Annotated in this window: 17 protein-coding genes; 5 read left to right on the top strand and 12 right to left on the bottom strand. The window is 43.7% G+C overall.

Going from position 1 to position 17,485, the window contains the following annotated elements:
• Positions 1-8 precede the first annotated feature (8 nt).
• From WG943_RS07110 to WG943_RS07085, 6 genes are all read right to left on the bottom strand, one after another.
• The gene (locus WG943_RS07110; protein ID WP_340407768.1) at positions 9-656 is read right to left on the bottom strand and encodes a hypothetical protein; all 648 of its coding nucleotides are present in this window, start codon (positions 654-656) and stop codon (positions 9-11) included.
• 114 nt (positions 657-770) lie between these two features.
• Positions 771-1,517: a class I SAM-dependent methyltransferase gene (locus tag WG943_RS07105; protein WP_340407767.1), complete on the bottom strand. Its 747-nt coding sequence runs from the start codon at positions 1,515-1,517 to the stop codon at positions 771-773.
• A 118-nt stretch (positions 1,518-1,635) separates the two neighbouring features.
• Positions 1,636-2,823: a dipeptidase gene (locus WG943_RS07100; RefSeq protein ID WP_340407766.1), complete on the bottom strand. Its 1,188-nt coding sequence runs from the start codon at positions 2,821-2,823 to the stop codon at positions 1,636-1,638.
• Positions 2,824-2,903: 80 nt separating this feature from the next.
• Positions 2,904-3,776 carry a TolB family protein gene (locus WG943_RS07095; RefSeq protein WP_340407765.1) on the bottom strand — a complete coding sequence of 291 codons (873 nt, stop codon included), beginning with the start codon at positions 3,774-3,776 and terminating at the stop codon, positions 2,904-2,906.
• A gap of 227 nt (positions 3,777-4,003) precedes the next feature.
• Positions 4,004-6,328 carry a S46 family peptidase gene (locus tag WG943_RS07090; RefSeq protein ID WP_340407764.1) on the bottom strand — a complete coding sequence of 775 codons (2,325 nt, stop codon included), beginning with the start codon at positions 6,326-6,328 and terminating at the stop codon, positions 4,004-4,006.
• A gap of 275 nt (positions 6,329-6,603) precedes the next feature.
• Entirely contained in the window at positions 6,604-7,056 is a 453-nt protein-coding gene (locus WG943_RS07085) for a YkvA family protein (protein WP_340407763.1), read from the bottom strand.
• A gap of 210 nt (positions 7,057-7,266) precedes the next feature.
• Between WG943_RS07085 and WG943_RS07080 the strand changes: the two genes are divergently transcribed.
• Positions 7,267-7,842 carry an SRPBCC family protein gene (locus WG943_RS07080; RefSeq protein WP_340407762.1) on the top strand — a complete coding sequence of 192 codons (576 nt, stop codon included), beginning with the start codon at positions 7,267-7,269 and terminating at the stop codon, positions 7,840-7,842.
• A 58-nt stretch (positions 7,843-7,900) separates the two neighbouring features.
• Positions 7,901-8,515 (top strand): FMN-binding negative transcriptional regulator, encoded by a 615-nt coding sequence (locus tag WG943_RS07075; protein ID WP_340407761.1) that lies wholly within the window; start codon positions 7,901-7,903, stop codon positions 8,513-8,515.
• Positions 8,516-8,592: 77 nt separating this feature from the next.
• Here WG943_RS07075 and WG943_RS07070 read toward each other — a convergent pair whose 3' ends face one another.
• Positions 8,593-10,014, bottom strand: coding sequence for a PhoH family protein (locus WG943_RS07070; RefSeq protein WP_340407760.1), 1,422 nt, complete (start codon positions 10,012-10,014; stop codon positions 8,593-8,595).
• A 271-nt stretch (positions 10,015-10,285) separates the two neighbouring features.
• On the opposite strand from WG943_RS07070, the gene WG943_RS07065 reads away from it, so the two are divergent.
• Positions 10,286-10,750 (top strand): hypothetical protein, encoded by a 465-nt coding sequence (locus WG943_RS07065; protein ID WP_340407759.1) that lies wholly within the window; start codon positions 10,286-10,288, stop codon positions 10,748-10,750.
• Positions 10,751-10,792: 42 nt separating this feature from the next.
• Here WG943_RS07065 and WG943_RS07060 read toward each other — a convergent pair whose 3' ends face one another.
• The 3 genes from WG943_RS07060 to WG943_RS07050 all read right to left on the bottom strand — a co-directional run bounded on the left by WG943_RS07060 (position 10,793) and on the right by WG943_RS07050 (position 12,509).
• Positions 10,793-11,317 (bottom strand): hypothetical protein, encoded by a 525-nt coding sequence (locus WG943_RS07060; protein ID WP_340407758.1) that lies wholly within the window; start codon positions 11,315-11,317, stop codon positions 10,793-10,795.
• Between the two features lie 12 nt (positions 11,318-11,329).
• Entirely contained in the window at positions 11,330-11,977 is a 648-nt protein-coding gene (locus tag WG943_RS07055; RefSeq protein ID WP_340407757.1) for an AlbA family DNA-binding domain-containing protein, read from the bottom strand.
• A 160-nt stretch (positions 11,978-12,137) separates the two neighbouring features.
• The gene (locus WG943_RS07050; RefSeq protein ID WP_340407755.1) at positions 12,138-12,509 is read right to left on the bottom strand and encodes a DUF3127 domain-containing protein; all 372 of its coding nucleotides are present in this window, start codon (positions 12,507-12,509) and stop codon (positions 12,138-12,140) included.
• 178 nt (positions 12,510-12,687) lie between these two features.
• Between WG943_RS07050 and WG943_RS07045 the strand changes: the two genes are divergently transcribed.
• Positions 12,688-13,623, top strand: coding sequence for an isoaspartyl peptidase/L-asparaginase family protein (locus tag WG943_RS07045; protein ID WP_340407754.1), 936 nt, complete (start codon positions 12,688-12,690; stop codon positions 13,621-13,623).
• 51 nt (positions 13,624-13,674) lie between these two features.
• On the opposite strand, the gene WG943_RS07040 is transcribed toward WG943_RS07045, so the two are convergent.
• Entirely contained in the window at positions 13,675-14,595 is a 921-nt protein-coding gene (locus tag WG943_RS07040; protein ID WP_340407752.1) for a cyanophycinase, read from the bottom strand.
• 306 nt (positions 14,596-14,901) lie between these two features.
• Here WG943_RS07040 and WG943_RS07035 point away from each other — a divergent pair, with 306 nt between their 5' ends.
• Complete coding sequence (locus WG943_RS07035) at positions 14,902-15,393, top strand: YciE/YciF ferroxidase family protein (protein WP_340407750.1); 492 nt, start codon at positions 14,902-14,904, stop codon at positions 15,391-15,393.
• Positions 15,394-15,567: 174 nt separating this feature from the next.
• Here the strand turns inward: WG943_RS07035 and WG943_RS07030 are convergent, their stop codons facing one another.
• Complete coding sequence (locus WG943_RS07030; RefSeq protein WP_340407749.1) at positions 15,568-17,466, bottom strand: M1 family metallopeptidase; 1,899 nt, start codon at positions 17,464-17,466, stop codon at positions 15,568-15,570.
• Positions 17,467-17,485 lie beyond the last annotated feature (19 nt).

The raw sequence follows: 17,485 nt of genomic DNA, 5'->3' as shown, positions 1-17,485 counted from the left end.
AATTTCGTTTAGTTTGCGCTTCCCGCTATTAGCAGTGCCAGCACCAAGTTTGTACCGAGGCCAATAGCCCAGTTGGTCCATACTTTGCCGGACTTTATTTTACGTGCTTTCTTTTTATAGCCTGTTGCATAATCAGGGTTCTGCATTAGCTGGTTATAAGGCACATCAAGGTTGTGTGTTTTAGGAGGTGTTGAGGAGGTTGCTACAGCAGGTACCAAGCCAACAAGCGGAGAAAGCAGGCTCGTTACCAAAACAACTGTTCCTGCCGTTTTATAGCCTTCGTAAAAAGTAGAAGCATCAGCCTGACCTCTATTATATTGCTGTATTCCTAACTCAGCGGTTGCTACCGGAGTTATTTTTACAGAATGCTCTGCCCCTGCAGATGCGGTTGCGGTTGCTAACGCAGGGCTAGTTGCTGTTAATTCAAAGGCTTCTGTTGTCTTGTCTTCGTACTGAATAAGCATAATCTCAGCTTTTGGTACCACATAGGTTGGCCCCTCCAGGTTACTGTAACGCTTATACTTGATTTCATCAGTAGAAATCTCCAAAACCTTGGCTTCTACTTTTTCACCGGTACGTTTAGTGATAATGTCCTGTGCCTGAACACTGGGTAATGCAATTATGATTAAAATAAAGGCGTGTAAAAACTGTTTCATGACAATAAGTTTGTTTTAATAAAAGGATAAAGTTAATCGCCTCAAAGTTTAATAACTATAGTCATTTTAAATATTGTTGATTTTTTAATTCTGTAAGTATAGTGAAGACTACCATCAAACAGAAGCCGCTCTCATAAACACTGGAAAGCTTACTTCCAGGGAGTTACCATCAGGCCAAAGTACCTTAAGCTGTTTTTCCAGTTCAGGTAAAGGCGACGTACCATTTTTATTTATATAGTGTTGCACACTAGACCATGAGCTTAAATATCCTATCAACTGCTGCCTTGTCCAGGTAGCAGATATTTTAAAATTAGGGCAGGAGATTTCCTGAAAAGGTAAGGGTATAGTGGCATACGCTTCGTCTAAATAACGGCGCTCCGGGTCCCAATAGGGTCCTGTGGTTTGGTTATAAAAGTGATCGATAACAGCATCAATTTCAGATGAAATCTGCAGTAAGCCGTAGCCCCAAATGGCAATATAGGCACCAGGCTTAGCCACACGCTCTACCTCCTGATAAAATAAATCAAAATCAAACCAATGCACCGCCTGAGCCACCGTAACCAAATTTATACTTTGGTCTGCTAAACCAGAGGCTTCTGCGCTTGCTTTATAGTAGTTAATGTTAGGCTTTTGCCTGGCCTTTTGCAGCTGCGCCTCACTTATGTCGGTAGCGTATACTTTCTCAAACTTTTGAGCCAGCACAGCTGCTACTTGTCCGTTGCCGGTGCCACAATCCCAGGCAGTTTCTTTGGCAACTGGCAGCGTAAACAAGAAGTCGTACAGTTCCTGCGGGTAATGCGGCCTAAATGCGGCATAAGAGGCAGCCTGCACTGAGAAGTTATCTTTGTATTGCTTTAACATAGGACTTTCTGGAAACAAAAATGTCATTTCGGTGCCGGGAGAGATCTCTTAAAAATTTTATAAAGATTTCTCCCGATGTTCGAAATGACATTCTCTGCATCGAATCAGAATGTAAAACTTACTCCTTTTCGTTTGCCTGCATTACGCGCAGCATGTTGCCGCCTAAAATCTTATTAATATCTTCCTGGCTGTAGCCTCGCGCCAGTAACTCTTTTGTTACTACCGGATAGTCTTCAACGCCATCAAGCTGCTGTGGCGTAGAGGAGATACCGTCAAAATCAGAACCCATACCTACGTAGTCAACACCAACAAGCTTTACGATATGATCTAAGTGATCGAAAAGTATAGAAAGCGGCGGACGAACCTGCTCAACATCTTCTGGGTATTTTTTACGCATGTGCTCTGATATGTTAGAGCTGGACCAGTTAAGTTTGCGTAAAGAATCAAGCTCTGCTTTGTGCTTCTCTTGAAAAGCTTTATAGCGCTTGTCGTATTCCGGGTCCAGGAAACCGGAGTAGAAGTTAAGCTGAATGACGCCCCCGTTTTTAGCTATGGCTTTTATCTGATCGTCTTTAAGGTTACGCGGTACCGGATTAAGCTTGTGCACGCAACTGTGCGATACCAGCACCGGTTTTTTGGTGATAGCCATCACATCCCAGAATGTTTTTTCACCTACATGGCTAAGATCCACCATCATGCCCATTTCGTTCATGCGCCTAACTACCTGCTTACCTATACCTTTTAAGCCTTTTTTAGATTTAGCCATTTTGCCAGAAGTTTCGTCGGCTGCCGAGGATGCCCAAGGAGTAGAGTTGTTCCAGGTAAGCGTCATGTAACGAGCCCCCTGGTGGTATAGGCCGTCGAGTTTCTTCAGGTCGTTATCTATCATGTGGCCGCCTTCCACACCGATCAGGCTGGCCATTTTACCTTGCTCCACCGCCTTCATAACATCGTTGTAGGTTGTGGCATACATCATTTCAGCAGGGTTGCGTTTTATCACCGTCTTCAGGGTATCAATCTGAAGTGAAGCAAATTTATAATCGCCTGTCTCATCGCTCCACACCGAGAAAAACTGCACATCTACGCCACCTTCTTTAAAGCGGGCCAAGTCGGAATGTGTTTTGCCCCTCAGGTCTTTGCCAATGTCCATACCTTCCAGAATAGAGATGAGCACATCGTTGTGTGTATCAACAAGTATGGCTTTTTCGTGTATGGCTTTGTAGTCCTGTGTCTGGGCATGGGCAAAGGTAGCAGCCGTGGCAAGAGCAAGCGTAAGGGCGCTTTTACCGAATATAGATCGCTTCAAAGTATAAATCATGTTGCTAAGGTTAAGTACAAAGTATAAACTAAAATGTGTTTACAGCCTCAATATACTAATTTTATACTTTACTCGCTTACCACCACTGCCAGTTGGCTGTTACGTTGGTTAGAAGCCATACGTGTTATACCTTTTAGTAAAGCAGTATCTCCTTTAACTTTAACTTCTTGCCAGGTTTTGCTTTTGCCCGGGATAAAGCTGTAGATCTTTTCGCCGTCGCTGCTCAGTATCATCCCGTTTTTCGTCCAGGTGATATCTTCTTTCTGGGCAAGTGTTGGAGCAAGTGTAGTAATGGTACCGGTCATCGTGTCATAGCGCTTTATCTGCCACTGCTGGCTATCTGTTTTATCGATAAAGCTCATAGCGTTTTGCCCCGGAATTTTGTGCAGCGAACGGCCTATACTTTTAGCCAAAATCTTGTTCTGCTTTGTATCAAGGTTATAGTGCTGTAGCTCGTGGCCATCTTCTGCAAGTATAAACAGTAGCATGTTTTTATCATCGATCCAAGCATGATAGCCTACGGTAAGGTTATCAATCAATACGGTTACTTCTTTGCTGGCTAAGTTGTACATACCCAGATCCTGCTGCCCATTTTCGCGCTGTATAATGCAGGAGATGTGTTGCCCATCGGGTGTTAGGGTAGGCGAGAATTCATTTTCAGGTGTAGTGGTTACGTCAGCGGTCTGCTTTGTATTGAAATCAAACTGACGGATATCCATTTTACCATCTGCGTTGGCTGAGGAGTAGTATACAAATGGCTGTGACTTGTGGAAGTGTGGCTGGTTGTCATAGCCTGTGTGGTTGGTAATGTTACGTGGGTTAGATAACACTAACTGGTTCTTCTTCACAGCCATATCCAGCAGCAGGATATCAGTATTAGTTTGTGCCTGCAGCAGTGTTGGGCAGAGGAGGGTGAGGGAGTAGAGTAAGGCTTTTTTCATTAGGTTATTTAGTTAAATCTAAGTTAAATGTAGTGATTTAAGATCGTATCAAATTGTAAAGTATAGATTATAATTTGGAGGTGCAATCGCTTTTGGTGTATACTTTTGGGTTATTAAAATAAACTGTTAGGGAAAGCTTGCAAGTGCCGTGCCTGTTGATAGATAAAACAAAAAGCCCCGCCTATACTTTGTAGACGGGGCTTTTTGTTTTACCTGATGATTAAGAATTACTGCACCTCAGCGGCTTTTTTTGCTTTCTTTTTGGCTGCTTTTTTAGCGGCTTTCTCCGCTTTGCGCTGCTCTTTCTTAGAAAGACCAGTGGCTTCTGCAGGCGCTGCGTTACGGCGGGCATCCACTTGTGGTAAACCAGAAGTATCGTCTGTTACCAGCGTCATTTCCTCCACCAGGTGACCAGCACCGGCAAACTTATCTACAATAAACAACATGTAGCGCACGTCTACCGAAATGTTGCGTACCTGGTCCGGGTTGTAAACGATGTCGCTCATGGTACCTTCCCAGTTTCTGTCGAAATTGGTACCAATAAGCTGGCCGTTTGCATTAATAACCGGTGAACCTGAGTTACCACCTGTAGTATGGTTAGAGGCGATAAAGGCAACTGGCATTTCACCATTTACACCATAGCGGCCATAATCTTTCTTGTCGTAAAGCTCTTTCAAGCGGCCAGGTATGGCGTAATCCTCAGCCACACCAGATTCAGCTTTCTCTATCACACCCTCCAGCGTAGTGTAGTGAATGTACTTTACACCGTCTACTGGCTGGTAAGGTTCTACTTTACCGTAGGCTACTCGCAGGGTTGAGTTCGCATCCGGGTAGAATTTCTTGTCGCTTTGCATTTCACGTAAACCAGCAAGGTATGACCTGTACAGCAGGCTCAGGTTATCATTTACCTGCGCATAAGTTGGCATGATGTTTTTGCTGTAATGCTCGGTAATGCTACTGGCTAACTGCAGGGCAGGGTCGTTTTTCAGGGCTTCTTTCTTACCTGCTTTTACATCAGCTAAAGCTTTTCGAACACCAGCCTCCGATGTAAACACAGATTTAGCGAATACCTCTTCGGCATACTTTGTAAAATCGCCTTTATACTTGCTGCGCACAGTGGCAAAAGCAGTTGGGTGCATTTTAGGATCTACGTTGTTGTAATAGAGGCTTAGCAACGCGGCAAACACCTTTTTATCGGTAGGGGCATTGTAGTCTTTGTAGAACGGAGCAATAGTTCTTTCCAGTTTCGTGATCTGGTCGTTGATCTCTGTCTGCGGTGCGTTATTTGCTAATCGCTCCTGCAGCTTTGTAAACGTATTAGCAAATCGAATGATTTCTACACCATAAGCAGCCTCCATCACATAGTCGCGTGACAGTGTAATGCCATCCAGTGCCTTGTAGTTCTTCTCAAAGTCTGCAAGTACATTGCCATACTTTGCCTTGCGGTTAGCGTCTGCTGCTACCCAGCTGGCAAACTGCTTCTCCAGTTGCTTCTTGTTCTCGATAGCATTGGCCTTGCGTATGCCACGGCTCTCACCGATCCACTTTTTCCAGGCGTTGGCGATGCTGGCATACTTTGCTGCATACTGAATACGAACTGCATCAGAGGCTTTCATATCCTTATCCAGGATGTTCAGCTTAGTTTCGCGGATGTTGATCTTGTGCGGGTTAGAAACAGCGTAAATCTCCTCTACGGCCTGTGAGGTAAGGTATTCGTTTGTACGGCCCGGGAAACCAAACACCATGGTAAAGTCATTTTCCTTTACGCCACTTAACGAAATTGGCAGGTGGTGCTTTGGCTTGTAAGGCTTGTTGTTCGGAGAGTAGTCAGCCGGCTCATTGTTTGGGCCAGCATAAATTCTGAATAGAGAGAAATCACCTGTGTGGCGTGGCCACATCCAGTTATCAGTGTCACCGCCAAACTTGCCGATGGATGATGGCGGAGCGCCTACCATACGGATGTCGCGGAAAGTTTCGGTGATGTACATATAATACTCGTTGCCGTAGAAGAACGGGCGAATAACTGCATCGTAATGCGTACCAGCTGTAGACTCTCTGCGTACTTTAGCCATGTTGCGCTGCACAATAGACTCACGTTCAGCCTCTGTTTTGGCGTTGGCAGTACCTTCTAAAATCTGCTTTGTTACATCCTCCATGCGCACAATAAATGTGGCAGTAAGGCCTGGGTTAGGCAGCTCCTCAGACTTATTTTTTGCCCAGAAACCGTTAGTCAGATAATCGTTTTCCACTGAGCTGTGCTGCTGTATCTGGCCGTAACCGCAGTGGTGGTTAGTAAGCAAAAGACCCTCTGCTGAAATCATTTCGCCAGTACAAAAACCGCCAAACGATACAATAGCATCTTTCAGGCTAGACTGGTTTATACTGTAAATGTCTTCGGCAGTGAGCTTCATGCCCTTGTTCTGCATTTCGGCTTCGTTTAGTTGCTTTAACAGCATAGGTAGCCACATACCCTCGTCAGGAGGTGTAGCCGTGGCAATACCTATACTTAAGCAAGCAGCCGCAAAAAAAGATAATATGCGTTTGCTGATCATTAGTAAGTTATTTGATTAATTTATCTGTGCCTAAAGTTAAGCATTTTTTGGTTGTTGGTTTTTGTATATTAGTGATGAGTGTAAGGTAGTTTGTTGATAGTAGTACTTGCTCGAAATAAGGTAAGCTGTGTAGTAGCAATCCAGTACTTGCGTTTGGATTAGAAGTTTGGGTTAAAATGCATTTAAGCTAATCTGTGAGTAGAGCTACATAAATTGGATAAAGAAAAAGGCTGCTTTGATAGAAAGCAGCCTTTTTTTTTATTAGCCTTAGCAAGCTATAGCGTACCAATTCTGGAGTGGTCGAAGCTGCGATCGCTTTCCCATTCCCGGAATCTGTTAATTTCTTTTTGGAATGAATCTACGAACCAGGTGATTAGGCTAAGGTCATCAAGCAGGCCCAACCCAGGAATAAAATCAGGGATAATATCCAGTGGAGTTACCAAGTAAAGTAGCACAGCTACACCTATTAGCATCGATTTATTTGATACTTGGCGATACTCACCTCGTATATAAGCCTGTACCAGTCGCATAAATGTCTGTAGTGCATTTTTAACCTGCTGAAACCCATTTTCTTTGCTTTCAGCATCAATCAGTTTATTGTAGGCGGTGGTAAGCAGAAATGCCATCTTGGCAGGCTTAGCCAGTATACTCCCAGCTCTACCCATATATTTTTTGAACATGGGGTTCTGAGAGAATTGCAAGCCTTTCTGAATCCAGTCGTTTATCATGTTAGCTATATATTTTAGTCTCTATGTTATCCTGTACGATAGTAGCAAATTTTAAGCCATGTTTTAGGTCTTATCTTTACCTTTATAATGATTATAGGTTTAAAAATATTTTTAGCTAGTGCTCTTGTTTACTAGCAAAATACTCCGTTAAATTGATACGGTAAATCCTGCCAGCATAACACCCAACAACCTTTTTTCCTGATAAAAAATATGAGACTGCTAAAGATTGTGATTCTGGCTTTGATGCTGCTGGCTATTGCGCTTTTTGGCGCCTCTTACCAGTTGCCACTGCAGATAGAAGTAGAGCAAAGTATGGTGTTGGATGCCAAGCCTGAGCAGGTTTATACTTTGCTGGCAAACCCTACGGAGTGGGAGCAGTGGAACCCTGTAAATACAAACACAGACCCAAGTATGATCAGGATGTACAGCGGACCAATGGCTGGCAGCGGTGCACGTATGCAGTGGAGCGGTGATAAGGTTGGTACCGGAGAAGTTGTTTTTACAGAAAGTGTCAGCCCCGAACGTCTTACGTATACCCAAAGCGATAAAACCACTTCTGAAATCACAAAAGGCAGCTTTTTGCTAGAACAGACGGAAGGCGGGAACACAAAATTACTTTGGCAGCAAACTGCCACAGTAAAGGATGAGCCAATAGCGAGACTTGTAGGTGCTTGGCAGAAGTATAAAAAGCAGGAAGAGATTGACAAAGGATTAACCGGACTCCAAAATATAATATTGAAAAGAGCAGCCAAGCCAACCTCCAAACGCAGGGTAGCCTACAGGTAATTTTAAAGTAACAAAGCTACCTTTCTCTAATGATCCGAATCTATACAAAATAAAAACTATGTACACGCCAACACACTATCAGGAAACAGATATGCAAAAGCTGCTTGGCTTTATCCGTGCGTTTAATTTTGCCACTCTTGTAACTATACAAGATAAATTACCTGTTGCCACTCATTTGCCATTTGTGGTAAATGAACAAGAGGGACAACTGGTTCTGCTCACCCACATGGCAAAGCAAAACCCACAGTGGCAGGATCTGGAAGCAGGTCAGGAGGCATTGGTCATTTTTCAGGAGCCGCATGCTTACATCTCGCCTTCACTTTACGAAAAGCAACTGAACGTGCCCACCTGGAATTATTGTGCTGTGCACGCTTACGGAAAGGCCAGAATAATAGTGGAGCCTGAGCAGATGATATCAGCTATGGAAACCTCTATCAAGGCATTTGATGCTGAATACCTGCAACAGTTCCGGAGCCTGCCCGAAAAGTATACTTTCGGCATGCTGAAAGGCATCGTAATGTTTGAGATTGCTGTAAGCCGCCTAGAAGGAAAGTATAAGATCAGTCAGAATAAAAGCGACGCTGATAAGCAAAGTGTAATGGAAAGCCTGTTAAAAAGCGAGGACCGCACTGTACGTAAAGTTGGAGAGATCATGCAAGAAAAGTATGGCTAAGTCTATGCAAGTATAACGCAAAAGCCTGGGCTACTTTAAGTAATACCCAGGCTTTTGCGTTAATTATAGCTTATACTTTACAGCAGTTCGTTTGCTAGATTTGCCAGCTCAGAACGCTCTCCTTTTTGCAAAGTGATGTGTGCATACAGAGGATGGTTCTTTGCCCTGTCTATTAAATACGACAAGCCGTTGCTTTGCGAGTCAAGGTATGGGGTATCTATTTGGTAAATATCACCTGTAAAGATGATCTTGGTATTTTCGCCAGCCCTAGAAATAATAGTTTTTACCTCATGTGGTGTCAGGTTTTGCGCCTCGTCTACAATAAAGATGATATTAGACAAACTGCGTCCCCTGATGTAAGCAAGTGGCGTGATTACAAGCTTCTCCAGTTCTACCATATCTTTAATCTTCTGGTACTCTTTGCTAGTTTCGGCAAACTGGTTCTGAATATACTTCAGGTTGTCCCAAAGCGGCTCCATGTAAGGGTTCAGCTTTGATTTAATATCGCCGGGCAGGTACCCGATGTCTTTATTGCTGAGCGGTACAATAGGGCGGGCCAGGTAGATCTGCTTGTATTCACGGCGTTGCTCTATGGCAGAGGCCAGCGCCAGTAAGGTTTTACCTGTACCGGCAACACCTTGTATTGATACCAGCTTTATTTGTGGATTTAGCAGGGCATGCAACGCAAAAGCCTGTTCTGCGTTACGCGGTTTCACACTATAGGCACTCAGCTTATCAACCCGCTCTAACTGCTTGTCTGTGGCATTATAAAAGGCCAGTACCGAGTTCTTAAAGCTTTTTAAGATATAGTAGTGGTTGTCGGTGGGCGCCTCCGTAAAAACCTTAGTTACATCGCACTGGCCTTTCTCATACAATTCGTTTATAACATTTGCCTGTACATCCTCTACAGTGTCGTTTCCGGTATAGAGGCCAGCCACATCTTGTATCTTGCCTGTTTCATAATCTTCTGATATCAGGTTTAGGGCTCGTGCTTTCAGGCGCAGGTTAATGTCCTTGGTAACCATCACTACTTTATGCCCTGGCATATCCTGCTGCAATTGCAGAGCGGAATTGAGTATGTGATGGTCGTTCTTGTCTCCGAATATATTGACAGCATCCAGACTAGAGCTGTTGTTCATCAGCACTTTAAACTTACCCTTGTTTTTGCCATTCAGGGGCAGCCAATCCTGCAGCTTATGCTCTGCAGATAATTTATCTATGAAGCGGATAAACTCACGCGCCTCAAAGTTCTTAATATCGTTGCCCTTTTTAAAGTTATCAAGCTCTTCGAGTACTGTAATGGGTATGGCCACGTCGTGCTCCTGAAAGTTTTTAATGGCACTGTGGTCATAAAGTATAACCGAGGTATCAAGTACAAAAATCTTCTTCTGGTCTGTTTCTGAAAGTTTTTTGGTTCTGGGTTTTGTTTTCTTGCTTCCGTTTAGTGTGGGGGCAGTAGTCTGATCTGGGTTTTGGGTTGTTTTGCTTATGGTTGCCATAGGCGAAGGGTTTTAGAGTGAAACCTTAAATTAACAGGTGCTTCTTGTCCGGGGGCAGCTCCTGGCGTACAGGTGCTTGTTTATAGTAGTTTACGAATATATGATCCTGCCGGCCGAAGTTATGAGTGCCTTATTTTAGGTTTTGCTACAGAATACTTTATATCCAATTGATTTGTAAAACATTATAAAGTATAAAAAGTATAACTAAATTATTAGTTGATTAAAATTTAAATTTATACTTTAGCAGCACTAAATGTTTACCGGAGATACTATGCGCTTACTTCTCATACTTTTCCTACTTACTATAATACCCCTTTCTGGAACAGCGCAGGAGGTTATCAAGTCTAAGCCAGAGAGAGGCTTCCTTTGGTTTAAGATTAACCGCACAGACAAGCAAGGGCGTTACCATGGCCGCTGGAAAGTATACTTTGGCGAGAAAAATACAGTAATCAGGAACGGCAGGTTCAGGCATGGCCGGGAAGTAGGCACCTGGAGGTATTATTACCCCAACGGTACCCGCTACATGAAAGAAAAATATAGCCGCAAGAGTAATGATATTAAGGTAGAGAAGTACCACGAAAATGGTAAACTGGCCAGAAAAGGCACCGCACGCTTTATAGAAACAAGCACGCTGGAGAAATATTATTGGTACGGAGACTGGGAAGTATATGACACCAGCGGTGCCTTCAGCCACATTGAAGTTTACAGTAACGGTAACCTGGTGGGTAGGAAGTAACCTATACTCTACTAATCAAATTATTTTACTGGCAACCATAAGTTAATTCTTAGCCTGATGCTTTAACAGTTCTGTTTCTAATACAGGGCTCAGCACCAAGATCAGGTGTTCGGCTAATGCGGGATTCTCAATTTGCTTTATGCTGAGCAACTCTACAATGCCTATTGCCTCGCTTTCAGGCGACAAAAGCAGGGTGCCCAGGTAGCTTTCAATATTCATTTTACGGAGCAGTTTATCATCTGGAAAGTACTCTTTAGCTCCGAAAGGGTAGTAGCAGAATTTTTGTGTGACAACATCAGCACAAGGTGTGCCCTTTAAGGAATAGGTAAAGTTATCCTGTACTATTCTATTGTATAGCATAATACAGGTACTTACGTGAAGCTTGTCTTTACTCAGTAATCCAATTGCCACATAGTCTGCCTGGGTGTGTTTACAGAGAAAACTGGCAGCCTTCAGAAAAAAGTTTGGTTCGCCGCCTTTCTCCGCGAGTTTAATAGCTGCATCCAGCACTACATTCTCCTCAATGCCAGGTTCAAAGTCTAGATAATGAATATGCCTGTATTTCATTAAGTAAAGATTTTAAACTAAAGTATAGTAGTCTTCTTTCTCTTTATCGTGCAGGCGCAGGTAGCCGTGTATAACTAATTTTACGAGGGTACGATAAGCTCTGCGTTGCGATAAGTTAGCCAGCTTCATGTACTGCTTTAGGGTTATACGTGGTGCAGTCTTTAAATATTCCAGTACAGCGTTCTCATGGCGCTCCAGGGGTAGCTTCTCAAACTGTTCGGGTTGTTCGTTCTGCAGTGTTTTGTTTACCATTTTGCTTGTCTGCACGCTGGTATCTTTTACCCGCACATAGCCGCGCCAGTCGTCTTCCTTTACTTTAGCAAAGTGTGGCTTGGAGTTACTTTCGTGTACGGTTACTTTAAGTACAGTGCGGTGGTCGTTTTCTATCTCTTCGTAATCTAATTGAATAGGCGGGTCGCAATAAAACTCAGAGGCCAGTTGTAGGGTGTGCATTTCCTCATCGGGATCTATGCCGCAGATGTAGCCATTGTCTTTTACGCCTACTAGTATGGTGCCACCGCGCGTGTTGGCAAACGACACAAGAGTACGCGCAATTTTTTCTGGTTGTGTAATGCGCTGCTTAAAATCCACAGTGTCGTTTTCGCCACGAAGGATCATGCGCCTTAGTTCTTCGAGTGGGTTATAGGGCGTGCTAAACATGTATGTAATTACATTAAGCTTATAGCACAAAGTATACTTTATACTTTGGATGGATGTGGTGCTACTCTCCTTATAGCAAAAATGGAGCCTTAAGTTATACTTTACATCAAAAAAAAAGCGAGCACAGAGCTCGCTTTTGGTATAATTGGTCTTGCTGTTATTAGAATGGCAAGTCGTTGTCGGCATCGCTGCTGTAAAACGAAGGAGCTTCCTGCTGCTGCGGGGCGCCAGCTGGTGCACCGCCAAAATTGTTAGATGCCGGCTCCATTCTCCAGGCCTGCAAGTTGGTAAAGTACATGGTTTGGCCGTTCTTAGTGAAAGGTTTGCCAGTAAGGTTAAACGTTACCTTTACCTCGTCTCCGTTCTTAAACTGATCTAACAGGTTGCACTTGTCCTGCGTTAGCTGAAACTTTACATACTGTGTGAAAGAGCCATCCGGAATCTCCAGCACGAATTCACGCTTTCTGAATTTCTCGCTTATCTGCTGCTCCTCAAATGCCTCGTAAAGTTTACCTTGGATATCAAACGACATAATTAATCTTTTAAAATAAGTTATCTAGTTAAGAACAAAGATAACTATTTTCCTGCTGAAAAAGGTTCTTGAAAGTACAGTATTTCTGCATAAATATACTTGCCTTTACCTAAATTCTTAACTGCTTTATAGTTGTAGGCGTAAGCTATAGCGGTACACAAAACTGTAAAAATTTAATATGTCAAACATAGCTATCGCGATACACGGTGGGGCAGGCACCATTACAAAAGCATCCTTAACAGCCGATCAGGACAAGGCTTTCAGGGCGGGGCTGGAAAAGGCGCTGCTGGCAGGCCACAACATTCTTAAAAATGGCGGAGATGCCATGGATGCCGTAGAACTTGCCGTTGCCTACCTGGAGGATAATCCACTGTTTAATGCTGGTCGGGGCTCCGTGTTTACAAAAGAGGGCAAACACGAGATGGACGCCTCAATCATGTGCGGAAAAACCCTGGATGCAGGCTCTATAGCAGGTGTCAGAAATATAAAAAATCCCATTAAGCTAGCACGGGCTGTAATCAATCACTCAGATCATGTTATGCTCAGTAGTTATGGCGCCGAAGAGTTTGCCCTTAACCATGATATTGAGTTTGCTCCCGAGCGGTATTTCTTTAACAAATTCCGGTATGATCAATGGACCGAGATACGGGATTCCGATCTTTTTATGCTGGACCATACTGAAAACGTAGATGATAAATTTGGAACAGTTGGAGCAGTTGCTGTAGACAGAGAAAGCAATGTGGCTGCCGCTACCTCTACAGGTGGCATGACGAACAAGCGCTTTAACAGGATAGGAGATACACCTATAATAGGTTCGGGTACTTATGCTAATAATAACACCTGCGCAATTTCCTGCACCGGGCATGGCGAGTATTTTATGCGTGCCGTGGTTGCCTATGATGTATCGTGTTTAATGGAATATAAAGGCTATACTTTGCAGCAGGCTTGTGAAGAGGTGGTACTGAAGAAACTAGTAGATTTAGGCGGTGAGGGTGGACTGATAGCTGTAAGCCCAGCTGGCGATGTTGCACTTACCTTTAATTCAGAAGGAATGTATCGGGCAAGCAGGATAAATGATGAAGAGCCCTTTGTGGCAATTTACCGGGAGGGGTAAAAGTATAGGTTACCTAGCTGCTGCCGAACCTATGGCTAATAGCAGCCGACTTTAAACCTGAAGTCTTGCTGGTTTAAAGTCGGCTGCATCCTTAAAGAACTCCCGTGTTTCAATATCATACACATTGCCTTTGGCCAGTACATGCATGATCAGGTTTGATATTGCTACCGGCCTGCCCATTTCAACCTCATTTACATTAGTGTAGTTAATTTCGTGGCTGTCTGCAATTACCACCAGGTTAGAGCCGATGGTTTCAATTATGTGGCCCTCTGTTATAAGCACACCGGTGTCTTCACCTAAACCAATGCCTATTGTTTTAGGGTGTGTTACTACAGCTTCCATCAACCTCCCAAAACGCCCCCTGATCACAAAGTGCGTATCTATGATTACATTATCAAGTAAACTCAGGCCATGCCCGATCTTTACTGCCCCTCTTAAAAGTGATTCTGGTGCGCTGCCACCCTTAATCATTACTTTAGACATGGCCATGGCTCCGGCACTTGTCCCAGCCACAACAAACTCCTCGTGCTGATATCTGTCTTTTAAGATTTCTACGATCTCAGAACCGTTAAAAATGCGTGTAATTCTGGATTGGTCTCCGCCGCTAAACATAATGCCATCAGCCTTCCTAATGCGCTCAATATATTCTGGATTGTGTACATCATCTTCCTCCCGGATATGCATGAGGTTGATTTTTTCGCAGCCCAGAATGCCAAAGGCACTAATGTAACGTTCCCCAACCTCTTCCGGAATCATGGAGGCTGTTGTTATTACCTCTATTGTTGGGTTCTTTGTTGGGATTTCCTGAATAAAGCGTTTTAAAATGCCTAGCTCAAAAAAGTCCAGGTAATATTTTCTTTTAGACTTTGGGTTGGGGTAACTGCCCTTGTCCTCATTGCCTCCAATTGCTATCAGTTTTCCTTTTGGTGTATTCACTTCGGGTAGTTTTGATTTGTAGATTGATGAGAGCATAAAGTATAATTTCACCTTTAATTACTCTTAAGGCATCAATTCTCCTGATAAGAGTACAGTTTTCAGCGAAAATCGTTTCAAAAATTACATTTTAGCTTTAGAACGCTTTTATATCCCACACTACTAATATATACATTGGCAGGTATATGATATTAGATATGTTATATGCTGTGGTCGATTTACCGTTGTATAGTTGCTGTTGCCTAATAAAAATAACATTATTTATAACCCCGGATACATGCTGCCGTATAGATAGCCACGAGTGACCAGAGAACAAACATTATTAACGCGTAACCTTTCCAAGCTATGAAACTAAACAATTTGAAAGACCTATTAATCCACGAACTTAAAGACATTTACAACGCTGAACAGCAGATTACAAAAGCGCTTCCTAAGATGATGGAAGCCTGCTCATCTGACCGGCTTAGAATGGCTTTCCAGGACCACCTGAAAGTTACTGAGCAGCAGATACAGCGTTTAGATAAAGTTTTTGAGATGGTTGGACAAAAGGCAACAGGAGAGAAGTGCAAAGCCATGGAGGGTATCATTAAGGAGTGTGAATCGATGATGAGTGAGCGTGCAGACCAAAGTGTAATGGATGCCGCGCTTATAGCCTGCGCACAACGCGTAGAGCATTATGAGATTGCTGCTTATGGTACTGTTCGAACGTATGCAAGCCAGTTAGGAATGCAGGATGTTGTAAAGCAACTGGAGATGACGCTGGAGGAAGAAAAACAGACTGATGCACTTCTGACAGAAATAGCAGAACAAGCTGTTAATATTAGAGCTGAAAGATAAATTTAGAACCCTGGTTAAACAGGAGCTCTAAAGCGATATTGAAAAAACTCTGTACTTTCGCCTGGCTTACCCAAGCAGGTTAATGAAAGTGACAGAGTTTTCGCTTTTTAAATAGAAACAGTAAAGCCCGACCTGATAGGCCGGGCTTTACTGTTTAGTATAAACTATACTTTATTACTTCAGCAACTCATCTAGTGTAACAGTAGATACAGCATGGTAGTTTGGTCTGGCTTTGGCATAAATAGCCAGCGCCTTTTTCTTACCTTCTGGTGTTGCATTCAGCGCCTTGTAAATCGGAACTAAGAACTTACGACGGCCAACATTAGTCAGGAACGTTTCTAGAGCTTTATCAGCAGTAGTATAGTTGTTGTTGATGGCATGTATAAACCAGGCCGCCAGCACCTCAGAGTTACCCGAGTTTGTAAAGTTGAAGGCCTTATCCAAATCTGCCATCTGTTGCTGGCTCATGTTTTCTGGTAACATACGAATAAAGTGCAGCCATTCGTGGCTCGACCAGTCTTTGGTATTAAGTTGTGCGGCAGCTTTTCCGGCTTTCCAGGCATTATAAGCCTCTTCTACCTTTGCAAAGCGTACAGATGTAGGCTTCTCGAAACTAGCTGGCAGACCCGGAGAGTATACCCAGCCTTCGATGTTTATCTTTTGAGCCAACTCTTCATCGCCTTTAATCAACTCTTTGCGCAGAAAATCCAGGAACTTATCGGTATCGGTGCTTTGGAAAGCAAAAGTGTTAAAGTAGTTATTTACAAACTCATCGAAGCGCTCACGGCCTACTGCTTTTTCAATGTTCTGCAAAAAGAAATTACCCTTCTCATATGCAATGTCCGTTAGTCCTTCATCCGGATCGCGGCCTTCTAAATCTAACTTCAAATGCGTGTCTGGGCTGTCTGCACCTTTATCGGCGATGGTATGTTGCAGGTCCTGGTAACCCAGTACATTCAGCATGTCTGCATACTCCTTGCCGTACAACTCCTCCATAATGCGGCGCTCAAAGTATACGGTAAATCCTTCGTTCAGCCAGAAATCATCCCAGGTGGCGTTAGTTACCAGGTTGCCGCTCCAGCTGTGTGCCAACTCGTGTGCAATCAGGCTGGTAAGCGATCTGTCTTTAGCCAAAACGGTTGGTGTAACAAAGGTTAAACGAGGATTTTCCATGCCGCCAAACGGGAACGAAGGAGGAAGCACCAGTAAGTCGTAACGATCCCAGCGATACTTGCCATAGATTTTTTCGGCGGCCACCAACATCTTATCCATCTCTGCAAACTCATAGGCAGCGGCTTTAATGGTGGCAGGCTCTGCATAAATGCCTGTCTGCGGGCCAACTTTTTCAAACACCAGATCACCCACAGAAAGGGCCATCAGGTAAGATGGGATTGGCTGCTTCATTTCAAAAGTATACTCGCCTGTATTGTTCTTTTCTACAGGGTTCTCAGCGCTCATAACAGCAAGAAGTTCTTTAGGCACCTTAACTTTTGCGTTGTATGTGATGCGTACGCCAGGGCTGTCTTGTATTGGGATCCAGGTGCGGGCAAGTATAGCCTGCGACTGCGTAAACAGGAACGGATGCTTTTTGCCGGCAGTCTGTTGCGGGTTAAGCCACTGTAAGGCTGCTGCATCCGGAGAGGTTTTATACTTTATTGTTACCTTTTTAGTATCTGGTTTAATGTTCACTGTTAGCGGCTGTCCCAAAAACGGATTTGACTCACCCAGTTGGAAGGTGGTTTCCGTCATGTCGTCGCCTAAGTATACTTTTTCGATTTGCAGGCCTCTGCTGTCAAAAATGATCCTATCCGTTCCAGTCAGGTTCTCGATCAGGTAAGATGCCGTTCCGCTAATAGTTTTCTGGTCGAAATTTACCTGTATGTCCAGGTCTAAGTGTTTGGCAATGGCCTCTGCCGCGTTGGCGTAACTGTGAGCATCTGCCGGTATTTTCTCAGTAGCGGATTGTTCTGTTGTCATAGTGTCGCCGTCTTTTGTAGGTTGTGATGTACAGGAGGCAAGCTGTAAGGCGCCTGCCATGCTTAAGCCAAGTAAGCAACGTTGGTATGGTCTCATAGGTTTTATGGATGTCTAA

This window comes from Pontibacter sp. H249 (assembly GCF_037892465.1).
Classification (GTDB): Bacteria; Bacteroidota; Bacteroidia; order Cytophagales; family Hymenobacteraceae; genus Pontibacter.
This window is presented reverse-complemented; position numbering and strand designations above follow the sequence as displayed.

Coding starts and splice junctions, on each gene's coding strand:
- WG943_RS07110 (WP_340407768.1), bottom strand. CDS start 656: ATGAAACAGTTTTTACACGCCTTTATTTTAATCATAATTGCATTACCC.
- WG943_RS07105 (WP_340407767.1), bottom strand. CDS start 1,517: ATGTTAAAGCAATACAAAGATAACTTCTCAGTGCAGGCTGCCTCTTAT.
- WG943_RS07095 (WP_340407765.1), bottom strand. CDS start 3,776: ATGAAAAAAGCCTTACTCTACTCCCTCACCCTCCTCTGCCCAACACTG.
- WG943_RS07090 (WP_340407764.1), bottom strand. CDS start 6,328: ATGATCAGCAAACGCATATTATCTTTTTTTGCGGCTGCTTGCTTAAGT.
- WG943_RS07085 (WP_340407763.1), bottom strand. CDS start 7,056: ATGATAAACGACTGGATTCAGAAAGGCTTGCAATTCTCTCAGAACCCC.
- WG943_RS07080 (WP_340407762.1), top strand. CDS start 7,267: ATGAGACTGCTAAAGATTGTGATTCTGGCTTTGATGCTGCTGGCTATT.
- WG943_RS07075 (WP_340407761.1), top strand. CDS start 7,901: ATGTACACGCCAACACACTATCAGGAAACAGATATGCAAAAGCTGCTT.
- WG943_RS07070 (WP_340407760.1), bottom strand. CDS start 10,014: ATGGCAACCATAAGCAAAACAACCCAAAACCCAGATCAGACTACTGCC.
- WG943_RS07065 (WP_340407759.1), top strand. CDS start 10,286: ATGCGCTTACTTCTCATACTTTTCCTACTTACTATAATACCCCTTTCT.
- WG943_RS07060 (WP_340407758.1), bottom strand. CDS start 11,317: ATGAAATACAGGCATATTCATTATCTAGACTTTGAACCTGGCATTGAG.
- WG943_RS07055 (WP_340407757.1), bottom strand. CDS start 11,977: ATGTTTAGCACGCCCTATAACCCACTCGAAGAACTAAGGCGCATGATC.
- WG943_RS07050 (WP_340407755.1), bottom strand. CDS start 12,509: ATGTCGTTTGATATCCAAGGTAAACTTTACGAGGCATTTGAGGAGCAG.
- WG943_RS07045 (WP_340407754.1), top strand. CDS start 12,688: ATGTCAAACATAGCTATCGCGATACACGGTGGGGCAGGCACCATTACA.
- WG943_RS07040 (WP_340407752.1), bottom strand. CDS start 14,595: ATGCTCTCATCAATCTACAAATCAAAACTACCCGAAGTGAATACACCA.
- WG943_RS07035 (WP_340407750.1), top strand. CDS start 14,902: ATGAAACTAAACAATTTGAAAGACCTATTAATCCACGAACTTAAAGAC.
- WG943_RS07030 (WP_340407749.1), bottom strand. CDS start 17,466: ATGAGACCATACCAACGTTGCTTACTTGGCTTAAGCATGGCAGGCGCC.